Below are 14,934 nucleotides of genomic sequence, written 5' to 3' on the forward strand. Positions count from 1 at the left end.
CGGGCTCAGCGACCCGCAGCACAGGAAGGAGGGCGTCGGACTCGTGGCCAGGCCCGGAGGTAGATCGATCTCCCGGGCCGCTGTGCTTGTCACCGGACTGACGGCGGTGTCCACGCTCCTCGGCTTCCTGCGCGACGTCGTCATTGCGGCTATCTTCGGCGCCGGAGCCCAGCTCGATGCCTACCTTGTGGCTCAGGGCCTCATGAACATCGTGCTCGGACTGGTTGCTTACGCGATGGCGCGCTCGGCCACCCCGGTGGTCGCCCGCGAGGCAGCCACCGAGGAGAACGGGTGTAAAGGCCACACCGGGTTCAACGTCGCTTTCACCGTCACCATGCTGGTTCTCGGCGTGGGATCGGTAATCATGGGAATCTTTGCCGCGCCGGTCACTTCCCTCATCGCGCCCGGTTTCGACGCCGGTGAAGCGGCCACGGTCACGATGCTCACCCGCATCATCCTCATCGCCACCGTGCTGGTCGCCGGCACCGATCTCCTCGCCGCCCTCGCGCAGTCCCATGGCCGCTTCGCCTGGGCCTCCCTGCAGGGCGTGCCGTTCAACCTCATCATGATCGCGGCTGCCGGGCTGTTCGGTCCGCAGTACGGGGTCAGCGCCCTCGCCGTCGGTTTCGTGGTGGGTTCGGCTGCGCGGCTGGTCCTGCAGTTGCCGCCGCTGCGCAGCATCGGCACCCGCGTTCGGCCGCGCCTGGCGCTGAAGGACCCCGGTTTCCGCGAGATCGCCGTCCTGGTTCCCCCGATGCTCGTTGGCAGCGCGATCGGCAACATCAACACCCTCGTGGACCGTGCGGTCGGCTCCACGCTGGAGGAAGGCGCAATCACCGCACTGTCCTACGGGTGGCGGCTGGTCAATCTTCCCGAGCAGCTGCTCATCGCATCGTTACTCGTGCCGCTCTACCCTGCGATCAGCGCGTCAGTGGGCAATCTTCCCGAGCTGAAGCGCCTGGTGAACCGCGGTCTGTCCGTGACGGTGACCATCCTCGTACCGCTGTGCGTTGTGCTGGCCATTGCCGCGGTTCCCCTCGTTGAATTGGCATTCGGTCGCGGCGCCTTCTCCCGGGAGGACATCGAGGACACCGCGACCGCCGTCGCCTGGTACGCGCCGGCGCTTCTCGCGCTGGGCTTCAGGCAGGTGGTGGTGAGTACGTCCTATGCCCTCGGCGACTCCAAGGCGCCCGTCGTCGTCGCCGTGGTCGCGATGATCGTCAACATCGTGGGCGACATCCTTCTTGCACCGGTCATGGGCGTAGCGGGCATCGCGTTGGCAACCAGCGCTTCCCTGGTTACGGCCGCTCTCGCCAACGCGTGGCTGCTCCATCGCAGGCACGACGGCGTGGACCTGCGCACCGCCGTCGCCCTCCTGCTGCGCGCCGCGGTTCTGGCGGCTATCGCCGCCGGCGTTGGGCTCCTGCTGGTGAATGTGGTGGACGGTCCGGCGCTGCTGACATGCGCCGTCGTCGCGATTGCGGTGTGTGGGATCTATGCGCTTGGGCTGATCGCGCTGCGCGCACCCGAACGCCGCGTACCCCTCGACATGATCCGCGCGGCACGACGCCGGTAATCGCCTCCGTTCGACCCTGCCTGTTTCGGGTTGCTGCCTACTCCGGCTTGCCGAACCTCGAGGTCACCAGGTGCCAGGTAGGGCCGGGGTCACGGACGTCCCACACGCTGTGATGGGCGCGGCTTGCCCAGCGCATGGTGTCGACGACGTCGGCAAGCAGGCCGCCGCGCCGCTCAACCCGAGCCCTCCGCAGGTCACCCGCCGCCCAGACATAGCGGACGCCCGCGGGAGCATCGGCGAGCGAGGGAACTGATTCACCGAGCACCAGCCTCCCCCACGCATTTGCCAGCCCCGGCCTCGCGGCGTTCGTGAGGGCAATCGAGCCGAAGAAGCGGCCATTGAAGTCGATGAGGTGGGGGACGCCGTCGTCGTCGGTCAGAAACTGCAGTTCCACCAGACCCCACCAGCCGATATGGGACAGCAGCGCATCCACCTTGCGAGCCAGGACGGGGTCGACGGCGACGGTCTCGGCCCGCGCGGAAGCCCCGTTGGGCGTGGGCCAGAGCCGGGGAGTGCTCTGCTGCACCCTTCCCTCGAGCTTGCCGTTCCGGAACAGTCCGATCATAGCGCCGAGCCGGCCTCGGATCGGTTCCTGCAGCAGCGGTTCCGCGCCGAGCTGCTCCATGTGGTTGATGCGTTCCTTGGCGCTTGCGATGCTGTCGAACAGGCGGGCCTCGATGCGGTGGGGGCGGGTCTGTCCCGGGCACCAGTGGGCACGGGACTTCACGACTACCGGGCCCTCCCAATCGGCGATCGCATCCGGAGTTGCGGGGATCGTGAGCGGCGCAGCGAGCCCCACGTGTGCCGCGCTTTCTGCGAGGGTCACCTTGTCGAGCGCACGTTGGACGGCTTCGGCAGAGGGATGTGCAACAGGTGTGGGGATATGGTCTCGGTAGGTGGCCAGTGCGGCCATCCAGTCATCGCCGCCGCCGAACACGACGTCGTAACCGCCCGCCTGCACCGCCCGCTGCACACCCTTGACGAATTCTGCGGCGTCACCGCGCGGCCGGGGAACAACGTGGGAGAAGGAGACCGCCCGCGATGTGCAGAGCATCCCCTTACCCTCGGGCGTTCCTACGCCAACCACCCAGCCGTCCTGCCGGAGTGAACGCGCGGCTGCGAGTGCACCGCGGTCTCGCGCTGTACTGACAATCAGCGCGCGGGGCGGTATGTCCAGTTCTTCACTGATCCTGGGCTGCGCGTTCACGAGGCCTTCAACGTCCTTCGGGCGGGAATCGGTCTTGTCCAAGCTTAGGAAGGGCAGATGAGAAACAGATGATAAACGCACGACGGCGGGTCGCTGGCTCTTAACGCCGTTCGCCGGGGCTATTCACAGGCATCCTACAGGGGCGGCGTCATGCCAGGGAGTGCGGAACCTGAATGTCTTTTTCCCCAGGCGCCCACACTGCAGGCAACGCATGATCACACCTGCGGAGAACCACCAGGAAAGTGCTCATCCCGCCAATCTACAGCTCCACTGTGCCGATCCATTGACACGAAAGTGATCTTGCGCATAGTCTACCAAAACGATTTGGGACAGCCTCACAAGGCAGTTCCCTCTCCACACTTCCTGAGTGGCCAATGAACCGATCCTGCGGCCATCCAGCGCGAGGAACTCTTACCGAAACGGCACAAAGCAGTGCCGTCAGACGAAACACCTCCCCTGAGAGAAGTCACATCATGAATGATTCAAAAGTTCATCCGGTGGACGAAGTTCCACCCCTTCGCCGCCTCATCCCGTTGGGGCTGCAACACGTCATGGTCATGGTTGCCACACCCTTGTCGGCGGTCTTTCTGGTCAGTCAGACCCTAGGGCTTTCCGATTCGCTGACAACCAACCTGTTAAGCGCAACATTTATCCTGTCGGGTCTGGGCACCCTTCTGCAGTCATTCGGGCCGTGGAAGCTGGGGGCGAAGCTGCCCTTCGTCATGCTGCCCGGCGGCGCGCCGATCATCATGTTCCTGATGATCGCGCAGGAACACGGCCTCCAGATGGCTACCGGCGCCGTAATCCTGACCGGTGTTTTCTACTTCCTCGTACTTCCGCTCTTTGCGCGGCTGCTCAAGTTCTTTCCCACCGTCGTCGTCGGCACCATGATCGTAGTAATCGGCATCAACCTGGTGAAGCACTCGGCCTTCCTCATCACCGGACAGCCAGGTACGGAGGACTTTGGGCGTCTGGACTTCCTAACCCTTGGGGTCGCCACGATCGTACTTATCGTCCTGTTCTACCGTCTCCTGCCCACCTCACTGCGTCCCGTTTCCGTGCTGCTTGGCATGGTGGCCGCAACACTGCTCGCGGCGACCATGGGACTCACAGACTTTGCGGGTGTCGGAGAGGGAAATGTGGTCTCGCTTCCGCAGTTCCTTCCCTTCGGCCCCCCTGAGTTCGACCTGCTCGCTTCCCTGCCGTTGCTGATATTTAGCATTGCCTCAATGGCCGAGGCAACCGGGCAAACGGTCCTCAACGGTGAAGTGGTCGGCAAGAAGGTGGTCGCGAAACAGGATGCACCCAAGACCATCCGAGGCGATGCCATCATGTCGCTCCTCGGCGGGTTCTTTGGAACCTCACTCATTGTCACGAGCGGTGAAAACATCGGAATCGTCAAAGCGACCGGTGTGCGCTCACGCTTCGTCACAGTCGGCGCCGGATTCATCCTGATCCTCATTGGCATCCTGGCGCCTATTGGCCAGGTGATGGCCGGCATACCCTCAGCTGTGGTCGGGGGCACCGCTGTCATCGTCTTCTCCATCATCGTCGCCATGGGATTCCAGATGCTCCGCCGGGTCGACTTCAACGATCACCGCAACACGATCATCGCCGCCGTCGCCCTGTCCGCAGGGTTGATGCCGATCCTTGTACCCGGCATGTATGACCAGCTTGCGCCGAATGCGCGAATCCTCCTCGGCAGCGGCGTGGCAATGACCGCGTTCGTCGGCGTCATCATGAACATCGTTTTTCTCCATCTGGGTAAACGCCGTAGCGAACCCGCCGAGAATTCTGAACCCCAATCTGATACCGATAACCAAGTGAAAGACACCCTGTGAATACTCCCCTCACCGTCAAGCACCTCAGCAGCGAAACCATGCTGCTCCTTCCGGAACTACTCCTCCTGCCGTCAGGGCCCGTCCGTGGCCACGGCGTCGTCGTTACCAACGGAATGTTCAGCCAGATCGGGCCAGCAGCGACCTTGATCGCGGACAACCCGCTCCTTTCCCCGGTTCACCTTGAGCATCATCTTTTGATGCCGGGATTCATCGATACGCATCATCACCTGACGCAAAGCTTCGGGAAATCGATGGTGTGCGGCGAACCTTCCGAGATCTTCCGCAGGCTATGGGTGCCGCTCGAACAGCATCTGGATGACGAATCCATCTACATTGCCTCGAAGCTGGCTGCGCTGGAGTCGCTTCGCGGCGGTTTCACAACGGTCTGCGACGCGGGAACCAGGGCAAACGTGGACGTCGGCACGGTGGCGGCGGCGACACAGGACGTCGGGCTGCGGTGCGTCCTCGGATACATCTGTAATGACATGGCACCGGATGGTTCCCTGATCGACCACGGAACCATCATGCGGGAGGCCCAGGCCCATCTGAGCCGGTGGAAAGCGGAATCACTGGTCCACCCATCTCTGGCAGTATCGATTCCCGAAGCGGCAAGCGACGTAGTGCTCCGGGATACCTCGTTGCTGGCAGCAGATGCGAACGCGGCGTACCAGGTTCATCTCAACGAACACCTGGCTTCGGTGGAGCGATCCATTGAACGCTGCGGACTACGACCCCTGGAATACATGCACTCGATCGGCGCGCTGGGACCGCAGACCCTGGCCGCCCATGCAACGCTGCTGACCCCACGCGAGCTGCGGCTTCTCGAGGAAACAGACGCCGCCGTCAGCTATAACCCCGTTGCCAGTGCGTGGAAGGGCAACGCTGTGGCTCCCGCCCTGCACTTTGCCGAGAGAGGTGTCCGTTTCGGCATCGGGACTGATGGAACCAGAAGTGACGGTTTCCGCCTCGTTGATGTCGCCGAACTGGCCCAGCGGCTCGCATTTGGCCTACAGACGGGTGACTCGTCCTGCGGCGGCGGCTGGACCTGGATCCATCATGCAACCCAGGGCGGCGCGGAGGCAGCCGGAATCGGAGATGTCACCGGGGAGATCGCCGTCGGCAAATCGGCGGATTTCCTGGTCCTTGACTGGTCCGTCCCTGAAATGCAGCCGTCCTGGGATCCAACCTGGGAGCTGGTTCGATACGCCAACCGCGATCAGATCTCGGCGGTGGTCGTCGCCGGCCAGCTGAGGCTGTGGGAAGGATGGCCCGTGGACTGGGACGCGCGAACATTCCTGCAGGAGGCCAGGGATGTTGCCCACCGGGTAATGGGAGAGGCGCCGGTACGACGGCTTCACCCGACTGCGACCGAACATCAGGCACTCCGGCAACGCAACCGGATGCCAGTGCCCAGCGCCGTCGGCTGACCATACGTCGACAGCAACCGGCGGATGCCGACTAGATACAAACTGAAGGAACCACTTGAGCACTGAGATATTCATCCTAGTAGCGGTGACCGTAGCCATCGCTTCCCTGGTGCAGGGCAGTACCGGCATGGGATTTGCCCTCATCGTCGCCCCGGTTGTCGGGTTCTTTGAGCCAGCACTCCTGCCTGTTCTGCTGCTTGTCCTGATGCTGCCGTTAAACGCATATGTTGTCTGGCGTGAACGTCACGCCCTGGACCTGCAGGGGGCGGGCTGGATCACCGTCGGGCGCATCGCCGGTACCGCGGGAGGCTTCTGGGTGCTTGTCGCCGTTCCGCCGTCCGGCCTCAGTCTCCTCATCGGGATCTCCACGATCCTCGCGGCCCTGGTATCCCTGGTGGTGCCGTCCTTCAAGGCGGGCAGGAGCGCACTGCTTGCCGTCGGGGCCGTTACCGGGGTTACGGAGACGGCAACCGGGATAGGCGGGCCGCCGCTGGTGCTGGCCTACCAGCACCGGCCGGCGCCGGTCCTTCGGTCAACCGTTGCCTTCTGCTTCCTCATCGGGGAGATCATGTCGCTCGGGCTGCTCGCTGCGACCGGCAACGTACAGGTCCACCAGTTGCAGATGGCGATGTACCTGCTTCCGGCCCTGGTGGTCGGTGCCCTGACCAGCGCAGCGATTCATCACCGGTTGGGAGGCAAGCGCATGCGAACCATCGTTCTGAGCTTTGCCCTGGTATCTGGCGTTGCCGTCCTCTTTCAGGGATGAAGAAGGCCTACGGAATGACGGAGGAGGCCCGCTCCACCAACTCCTGGGGCGGTCCGGACACAACGTGTCGTGACGTGTTGCCCTCGCGGTGTTCCAGAAGCAGGTTTACGGCGAGATCAGCAGCCGTGCCGAGGTTCAGGTTGACGGCGGTCAGTGCCGGTTTGCACGTCTGGGCCCTCAGTCCGTTATACCTGGTGACCACCCTGACGTCTTCAGGTACTTTCCGGCCCTTCTCCTGAAGTCCCCGCACTACTCCGACGGCGAAGGCATCCACCAGCGCACAGATGCCGTCGACGTCTGGGTGTGACTCGAGCAGGGCGAGGGCGGCACGATATCCGCCGGCCTCGCCCTCATGCTCATCCAACCGAATGACGATGGACTCAAGCCCATGTGCGGACACGAAGTCCGAATACGCGGCCGCCACGTCGATGTATGAGTGCCGGAGCCCGGAACCGATCATCAGAGCTATCTTCCGGGAACCCTGACCGTGGAGGTGATTCAGCAGCAGTTCCCCGGTCTCATGGGAATGCAGGTCGATATACGGGATCTCGGACTCGGCGCCTGGCTGCCTCCCCAAGCTGACCACCGGCACTCCGAGCGCTCGCAGCCGCGTAGTCGCGGGGTCATTCTCCTCCGGCTCCACCACCACAGCACCATCTATATCGAACTGACCCAACTCCAACTGCGTTTCCAGGGGCGGCACCAGGATCATCGCAAAACCGTGCATCAGGGCAGTCTCCGCAGCGGAAGCAGCGACCTCCATGAAGAACCCCAACTTGGACGGCCCTGCCGCAATGGAAGTAGGCATCGACGCCACCAGGCCAACGGTTTGCGCGCTGCCTGCACGCAATCGCTGAGCGCGGACGTTGGGACGGTAACCAAGCTCCTGCGCCGTCCGTCGCACTTTTTCCCGGGTGCGCGGATCCACGTATCCCCGATTGTTCAGGGCGTGCGACACAGTGGTGGGTGAAACGGCCGCTGCCCGCGCCACGTCGGTAATCGTGGGACGCTTCCCTGAACCCACATACCCTCCCAGGCGACCATTTGCTCGAACACTATCCCTTCGCCAGACTCTACCCGGCGCCAGTAAGCCCGCCGCAACGCGTCACCTGATGAAGCGTCATCCAACCAGGCGGCGCGCGGCGGCGCTGTGCTCTGCAATCAGCCCCTCCAGGTCCAGCCCGACGACGGCGCCATCCTCCACCCGCCACTGCCCGCCGACCATCACGCGGTCGGCGCGGTCGGCACCGCACAGAAGGAGCGCGGACAGCGGATCATGGCTCCCGGAGAAACGCAGGTCATCGAGCCGGAACATCGCGAGGTCGGCCTGCTTCCCTACAGCGAGTTCCCCGACATCGGGACGACCCAACGCGGCAGCTGACCCCCGGGTTGCCCACCCCAGCGCGCGCTCCGGCGTCGCCTGCTCCGCTCCATAGCGCAGCCGCTGGATGTACAGGGCCTGCCGTGCTTCGAGGATCAGGTTCGAGGCATCGTTCGACGCCGAACCGTCCACACCCAATCCCACCGAGACGCCGGCTTCCTCCAGCTCGACGGCCCGGCAGATCCCGGATGCCAACCGCATGTTCGACGTCGGACAATGGGCAACGCCAACGCCCGCCTCGCCCAGCCTGGCCACCTCGGAATCGTCGAAATGGATCCCGTGCGCCAACCACGTCCGTGGGCCCAACCAACCGACGCTGTCCAGGTAATCCACCGTCCGCAGACCGAACCGCTCCCGGCAGAAGTCCTCCTCGTCCAGCGTCTCTGCGAGATGCGTGTGCAGACGGACGTCGTGGAGGTCGGCCAGCGCAGAGCTCTCCTTCATGATCTCCGTGGTGACCGAGAAGGGTGAACACGGTGCCAGCGCAATCTGCACCTGCGCGCCGTCGCCCCGCTCGTGGTAACGCGAAATCAGCCGTTCGCTGTCTGCCAGGATCACTTCGGGCTCCTGCACCGTCTGCTGGGGCGGCAGGCCGCCGTCGTCCTCTCCCAAGGACATCGAACCGCGCGTAAGCATCGCCCGCATCCCCAGCCGCCGCACCACAGACACCTGAACGTCGATGGATTCCTCCATGCCTCCCGGGAACAGGTAGTGGTGGTCCGCGGCTGTGGTGCAACCGGAGAGGAGGAGCTCGGCGAGCGCCGCCGTCGTCGCCAGTTCAAGATCGCGCGGGGTCAACCGCGCCCACACCGGGTAGAGATTCACCAGCCAGGGGAACAGAGGAACGTTCACCACGGGCGCCCAGGCTCGGGTGAGGGTTTGGTAGAAGTGGTGATGCGTGTTGATCAGGCCGGGTAGCACCACGTGCGAGCGTGCGTCGAACTCGGAATCGTACGGGACAGTTGGTGTGGATCCGGCGGGGACGAGCTCCGCGATCGTGGCGCCGTCGAGGACAAGCCCGCCGCCGGCGTCGTCGTCGTTCGCGGTGAAAATGGCCAGCGGGTCGCGAATCCAGGTACGTGTGGACATGGAATTTTTCCGTTTCAGGTTGGTGGTGAAACGGCACAGGACCACCGACGACGGCGGTTGGCGCCGTCAGCTCAGTGGTCCTGTCTGCTGATCCAGGGTGGAATCCTTACCTACCTACCCGAGTGCGCAGGTAGGTAAGGACGAACTAGTTAGTGCTTGGTGTCCTCGTCACAGATTTTGCGGATGTCTTCCACGCACTCGATCTCGCCGTTCTCCAGCTTCTCCTTGACTACCTGGTACTGGGCGGCGGTCACCACCGGCACTTCGGTGCCGTCGGCCGCAACCAGCTTGCCGCCCTGGTAGCTGTCGCCGTCCTGGAGGGCGGTGAGCTCATCCTCACGCACCATGCGTGGCGGACTGGCCACGAAAACGGAAGCACGGTCCGGATTGCCTGCCTTCAAGTGGTTGAAGAGGAGGTTCAACAGCACCGCCATAATGGCCGCGGAGCTGATGCCCGAGTGGAAGATGACGCCGAACCAGCTGGGGAACTCGTCGTAGAAGGTCGGTGCGACGACGGGGATCATGCCGAAGGCAAGGGACACCGCGACGATCACAAGGTTCATGTTGTCCTGGTAATCCACCTTGGCGAGGGTGCGGATACCGCTGGCGGCCACCGTCCCGAAGAGGACTATGCCCGCACCGCCGAGCACCGGCGTCGGAACCGCTGCCACCAGGCGGCCAAGGATCGGCAGGAGCCCAAGCACCACCATGATGAGACCGCCCGCCGTCACCACGTAGCGGCTTCGGACGCCCGTGATGGCGACCAGGCCGACGTTCTGGGCAAACGCTGTCTGGGCGAAGGAGTTGAAGACCGGGGCAAGCGCACTCGAGAGCATGTCGGCGCGCAGACCGTCGGCGATGCGGCGGGAGTTCACCTTGGTTTTGGCGATCTCGCCGACCGCGAGGATGTCCGCCGTGGTCTCCGTCATGCAGACCAGGATCACGATGGTCATCGAGATGATTGCCGCGAGGTCGAAGACCGGCCAACCGAAGGCGAACGGCTGCGGGAAGGCGAAGATTGCACCGCTGCCCACGTTGGAGAAGTCCGCCAGCCCAAGCAGGGCTGCCACCACCGTGCCGACGACGATCGCCAGCAGGATGGACAGCCGGGAGATCGCCGCGTTGCCCAGCTTGCTCAGCAGCAGCACCAGCGCGAGGGTTCCCGCGGCGAGCGCAATGTTGGTCAGGCTGCCGTAGTCATCTGCCGTGGCATTCCCGCCCATAGCCCAGTTGGCGGCCACCGGCATGAGGGTGAGGCCGATCGTCGTGATGATGACGCCGGTGACAACCGGCGGGAAGAACTTGATGATCTTCGCAAAGAACGGTGCAATGACCAGGCCAATCACGGAGGCCACGAGGACCGCCCCGAAGACGGTCTGGAGACCTCCGCCGCCGCTGAGGATGGCGGTCATGGTCGCGACCCCGGCGAAGGAGACACCCTGGACCAGTGGTAGCTGTGAGCCGAAGAACTTGACGCCGTAGCTCTGCAGGATGGTCGCCGCACCGCCGACGAAGAGGCAGGACGCGATGAGAACTGCGATATCGTCCTGCGAAAGTCCCGCCGCTGTGCCGACGATCAGCGGTACGGCGATGATCCCGCCGTACATGGTGAGAACGTGCTGGAATCCGTACGCGAAGGTCCGGCCAAGAGGCAGGCGCTCATCTTCAGGACGTTGGGGCGCTGCATGGTGTTTCATGGAACTGACTGCTTTCATGAGTATGACTTCCTTGTCTCACATGAGTAGTTGCTGAGCGGCCGGACACGTGCAGGTGTCCGGCCGCTCTATTTGGTCAGCAGAATCCCGGGATGTTTTCCCAGATCCGTGCTTCGCCTGCGGTGTCCCCCTCGCGCTCACGTTCGATGGTTGCCTCGATGAGCCCGTATGGCCGGTCGGCCGCGAAGAAGACTTCGTTGGGGTTGTCCAGGCCGAACGGTTCCAGATCCACCAGGAAGTGGTGGTTGTTCGGCAGGGACAGCTTGATTTCCTCGATCTCGGGGTGGGCCTCGAGCACCTGCTTGCCCATCTGGAACAGAGTCTGCTGCAGTGCCAGGGAGTGGGTCTGCGCGAACGCGTCGAGCATGATGCTGCGTGCGCTGGCGTAGATGCCGTTGAAATCGATGTCCGTTGCGTCCGGGTTGTAGCGCCAGCGCGCTGTCACATCGGTCGCAAGGATGCGATCGGTGGTTTCCTTCAGGGTTGTGTACCGGTCCCGGGGGTAGCCGTGGAACTCCGAGCCGGTTGACTTCAGCACGGTGACGTCCTGCATGCCCGCAACAATGTGTCGGACGCCGTTCTCAATCAGGAGTACGGCGGTGCGGGTCTCGGACTTGTTGCGGAGGAAGGCGTGGTCGTGGTCGCTGATGCGGTCCCAGAAGTACTGTTCAGCGGCCCAGCGGCCACCGGTCACCCATTCGAAGTTCTCGGTGAAGTGCTTGCCAAGGCGCAGGAGGAACGCCTCGGGCGAACCCACGCCGTCACGGGCGAATGCATAGACGGTGTTTTTCTGGGTGTCGGTGGCGACGACCTGCGCATTGTCGCCTTCGGTGTGCGCGGCTTCGAAATCGCCGTGCAGCTGCGAAGTGACATTGAGGTCCTCGACCTGGTGGCGGGCGGTGTCCCGGGTGACCTTGACGAGCCGGCACTCGGCCTTGCCGTACTGGTTGCGCCCCAGGACAATGCGGCCGGAAGCGGCTTTAGGCGCGGCGTTCGGTTCAGTGGTTGTTGCAGTCATGTCAGCTTCCTCGGTAGGTGGAATAGGCGAATGGACTAATCAAAAGCGGCACGTGGTAGTGCTGTGCCGGGTCGGTGAGTTCGAAGATGAGCGAGACCGAAGGAAAGAAGGTCTCTGTACTGGTCGCGGCAAAGTACTTCCCGGTCTCGAACTCGATCCGGTAGGTTCCCCGCTCCAGGGCCTCGGGTCCCAGGGAGGCGATGCGGCCGTCGTCGTCGGTGGTTCCTGAGGCAATCTCCTGCCAGCCCCCGGATTCCTGCCGGTCCAGCCGGGCGGCGACGCCGGCGGCGGGCCGCCCGGTCCCTGTATCGAGCACGTGGGTGGTGATGTGGCTGCGGCTCATGCTGCAAGGACCCCCTTGAGTCGTAGGATGGCAATTTCGCGGAGCTGAACGGCGATGATGTCCAGCTCCTGTTCGGGCGAGTTGCCCAGGCGCTCGTTCAGTGCGGCGAGGATCTCCTCGGCGCTGCGGCCTGCCGCACGGATGAGGAAGACGCGGTTGAACTTCTCCTCATAGGCCCGGTTGCCGTCCTGGAGCGCGGTTTGGGTTTCGACGGCGGTGCTGACGCCGGCCTGCTCACCGCGGGACATTGTTGCTTCTGCGGTGTTCCCCTGCGCACGATCGCCGATGCGTGGGTGATGGGCGAGGGCGCCGTCGATCTCCGCCTCGGTCCAGGGGTACGCGGCGCGCTCGGCGAAGTCGATGAGTTCAGCTTCGGAGGAGAAGGGTCGGGCATCGACAATCGCGTTGACCCAGCGTGGGATATCAACGCATGGTTTCAGGATGCCGGCGGCTTCCGCCGGAGAGGATGTGTTGAGGGTGGACAAGCTCATGGGTGTCAGCTTTCTGTAGAGCGCTAACGCCGGCGCTGAACACCCTTACCCTCGAACGAATTCGATTTGACTCGATGTCTCCGGCGGTAGTTTGTGTACCGCTTAGTTTTTGTATCGTGGAATCTTTATTCCGAATTCATTGTAGTCCTCGTCACAGCTTCCCTGTCAAGGGTTTTCTGTCACCGACTTTTGTGTTGTGTAGGTCACATCATACGGGCTGCGCCGCGATCCGGAGAGATGTCCCCATCTACAAAGTCGCCCGGGCTGACTACAGTGATTCCCGACAGTCTCACCATGAAAGGCACCAGCATGAGCTACCACCCGGCCACGGCCCAACCCACTTCCGAAGCCAGACTCGACCAGCCGCTCCACGATGCATCTTTCGGTTCAGCGGTGAAGCGGTTCTTCAAGAAGTACGCCACCTTCTCGGGCCGTGCGAGCCGGAGCGAGTACTGGTGGGTGGTGCTGTTCAACTTCCTCGTCAGCATGGTGCTGTCGGTGGTGATGATCGCCGGAGCCTTCATCGGCATGGATCCGGAAACCGGCACCCCAGGCGGAGGCCTCATTGTGGGCGCCATCCTGGTCTCCCTGTACGGCCTGGCAATCATCATTCCGAGCATCGCCGTCAGCGTGCGTCGCCTGCACGACGGCAACTTCAGCGGTTGGTGGTACCTGCTCAGCTTCATTCCCGGCGGCAGCATTGTTGTGCTGATCTTCATGCTCCTGCCCAGCAATCCCCAGGGCGCGCGCTTTGATGCGAATGCCGGGTACGGTCCGGGCGGATACGGTCCTGCCGGTGGGGGCTACGGGCAGCCAGGGCAGGGCTATGGCCAGGATTATCCCGGGCGGTAGCCTCCTAGAAAATCGAGTGGACAGAAATAACGACGATTCTTCCGAGAAGTCGTTATTTCCGCCCGCTCGATTCAGGAGGTGCTCCCTCGACCTTCCCTACCGTCGAGAAGCTGACCGCAGCAAGCGGTCATGGTGCAGAATGGGCGGATGGACGCTGCCGCAGCCCTGAACGAGATTGCCTTCTGGCTGGAACGTGAACTGGCTCCAAGCTTCAAGGTGCAGGCTTTCCGCCGGGCAGCAGAGACGATCGCCGAGTTGGAGCCGGAGGAGCTCGCGCAGCTCGCCCGTGACGGCCGCCTCAAACGGATGAAGGGCATCGGCAACCGGTCCTTCGAGGTGATCACCCAGGCACTCGACGGCGACGTCCCCGCCTACCTGGCGGACCTCCGCGAACGTTCGAAAGAGGCACTAACCGACAGCGGCAGTGAACTCAGGGCCAAACTCCGCGGAGACCTCCACAGCCACAGCGACTGGTCCGACGGCGGCAGCCCCATCCCGCTCATGGTCGAAGCGGCCCGCGCACTCGGCCACGAGTACCTCGCACTCACCGACCACTCCCCCAACCTCAAGGTCGCCAACGGCCTCAGCGCGGAACGGCTGACGGACCAGCTCACGGTCGTGGACCAAATCAACGACGACGGCGGCGCCTTCCGCCTACTCAAGGGCATCGAAGTGGACATCCTGGAGGACGGCACGCTCGATCAGTCGGATGAGATACTGGGCCGACTGGACATCGTCGTCGCGAGCATCCACTCGAAACTGCGATCGGACCGTCGGACCATGACCGAACGCATGCTCGGCGGCATCCGCGATCCCCACACCAACGTGCTGGGCCACTGCACCGGACGCCTCGTCCAGGGTTCGCGCGGTCAGCGCCCCCAGTCCGAATTCGATGCGAGAAAGGTCTTCGCCGCCTGCGCCGAGCACAACGTCGCCGTCGAAATTAACTCGCGGCCCGAACGCCAGGATCCGCCGGACGACCTCATCCAGTTAGCACTCGACGCCGGCTGCCTCTTCAGCATCGACAGCGACGCCCACGCCCCGGGCCAGCTCGACTTCCTCCAGTACGGTGCGCAGCGCGCCGAAGCCAACGGCGTTCCGCCCGAGCGCATCATCACCACCTGGCCGCTGGAAAAGCTCCTGGACTGGGCCCGCTCATAATCCCATCGACTCAGCAGGACACGCCGCTTCAGAGCGGGCATACACGGCGTGTCCTGCTGACTCGATC

At 63.7% G+C, this 14,934-nt stretch carries 13 protein-coding genes; 6 read left to right on the top strand and 7 right to left on the bottom strand.

Annotation, left to right across the window (positions count from 1 at the left end; translation table 11 throughout):
• The first annotated feature begins 43 nt into the window (after positions 1–43).
• On the top strand, positions 44–1,576 hold the full coding sequence (gene murJ, locus BJ994_RS15565) for a murein biosynthesis integral membrane protein MurJ (protein WP_167995339.1): 1,533 nt from the start codon (positions 44–46) through the stop codon (positions 1,574–1,576).
• Positions 1,577–1,613: 37 nt separating this feature from the next.
• Here the strand turns inward: murJ and BJ994_RS15570 are convergent, their stop codons facing one another.
• On the bottom strand, positions 1,614–2,783 hold the full coding sequence (locus BJ994_RS15570) for an ATP-grasp domain-containing protein (RefSeq protein WP_342450401.1): 1,170 nt from the start codon (positions 2,781–2,783) through the stop codon (positions 1,614–1,616).
• Between the two features lie 473 nt (positions 2,784–3,256).
• Here BJ994_RS15570 and BJ994_RS15575 point away from each other — a divergent pair, with 473 nt between their 5' ends.
• From BJ994_RS15575 to BJ994_RS15585, 3 genes are read left to right on the top strand one after another with little or no spacing between them, the layout of a single operon-like run.
• Positions 3,257–4,624: a uracil-xanthine permease family protein gene (locus tag BJ994_RS15575; protein ID WP_167995340.1), complete on the top strand. Its 1,368-nt coding sequence runs from the start codon at positions 3,257–3,259 to the stop codon at positions 4,622–4,624.
• Positions 4,621–6,051, top strand: coding sequence for an amidohydrolase family protein (locus BJ994_RS15580; protein ID WP_209066923.1), 1,431 nt, complete (start codon positions 4,621–4,623; stop codon positions 6,049–6,051). The genes BJ994_RS15575 and BJ994_RS15580 overlap by 4 nt, the downstream gene beginning before the upstream one ends.
• Before the next feature lie 55 nt (positions 6,052–6,106).
• The gene (locus BJ994_RS15585) at positions 6,107–6,817 is read left to right on the top strand and encodes a sulfite exporter TauE/SafE family protein (protein WP_167995341.1); all 711 of its coding nucleotides are present in this window, start codon (positions 6,107–6,109) and stop codon (positions 6,815–6,817) included.
• A 7-nt stretch (positions 6,818–6,824) separates the two neighbouring features.
• On the opposite strand, the gene BJ994_RS15590 is transcribed toward BJ994_RS15585, so the two are convergent.
• The 6 genes from BJ994_RS15590 to uraD form a co-directional block, all read right to left on the bottom strand.
• On the bottom strand, positions 6,825–7,808 hold the full coding sequence (locus BJ994_RS15590) for a substrate-binding domain-containing protein (protein ID WP_209066925.1): 984 nt from the start codon (positions 7,806–7,808) through the stop codon (positions 6,825–6,827).
• A gap of 129 nt (positions 7,809–7,937) precedes the next feature.
• Positions 7,938–9,287 (bottom strand): 8-oxoguanine deaminase, encoded by a 1,350-nt coding sequence (locus BJ994_RS15595; protein WP_167995343.1) that lies wholly within the window; start codon positions 9,285–9,287, stop codon positions 7,938–7,940.
• 149 nt (positions 9,288–9,436) lie between these two features.
• A complete protein-coding gene (locus tag BJ994_RS15600) occupies positions 9,437–11,002 on the bottom strand; it encodes a nucleobase:cation symporter-2 family protein (RefSeq protein WP_167995344.1) in 1,566 nt (521 codons plus the stop codon).
• A gap of 76 nt (positions 11,003–11,078) precedes the next feature.
• Complete coding sequence (gene pucL, locus BJ994_RS15605; RefSeq protein WP_167995345.1) at positions 11,079–12,020, bottom strand: factor-independent urate hydroxylase; 942 nt, start codon at positions 12,018–12,020, stop codon at positions 11,079–11,081.
• Position 12,021: 1 nt separating this feature from the next.
• A complete protein-coding gene (uraH, locus tag BJ994_RS15610; protein WP_167995346.1) occupies positions 12,022–12,363 on the bottom strand; it encodes a hydroxyisourate hydrolase in 342 nt (113 codons plus the stop codon).
• Positions 12,360–12,854 (bottom strand): 2-oxo-4-hydroxy-4-carboxy-5-ureidoimidazoline decarboxylase, encoded by a 495-nt coding sequence (uraD, locus tag BJ994_RS15615; RefSeq protein ID WP_167995347.1) that lies wholly within the window; start codon positions 12,852–12,854, stop codon positions 12,360–12,362. Before uraD ends, uraH begins: the two co-directional genes overlap by 4 nt.
• A gap of 294 nt (positions 12,855–13,148) precedes the next feature.
• Here uraD and BJ994_RS15620 point away from each other — a divergent pair, with 294 nt between their 5' ends.
• Both BJ994_RS15620 and BJ994_RS15625 read left to right on the top strand, forming a co-directional pair.
• Positions 13,149–13,706: a DUF805 domain-containing protein gene (locus BJ994_RS15620; protein WP_245192310.1), complete on the top strand. Its 558-nt coding sequence runs from the start codon at positions 13,149–13,151 to the stop codon at positions 13,704–13,706.
• A 147-nt stretch (positions 13,707–13,853) separates the two neighbouring features.
• Positions 13,854–14,867, top strand: a complete 1,014-nt coding sequence (locus tag BJ994_RS15625; protein WP_167995348.1) for a PHP domain-containing protein — start codon at positions 13,854–13,856, stop codon at positions 14,865–14,867.
• Positions 14,868–14,934: the final 67 nt, after the last annotated feature.

The sequence above is a fragment of the Arthrobacter pigmenti genome, assembly GCF_011927905.1.
GTDB classification, from domain to species: domain Bacteria; phylum Actinomycetota; class Actinomycetes; order Actinomycetales; family Micrococcaceae; genus Arthrobacter_D; species Arthrobacter_D pigmenti.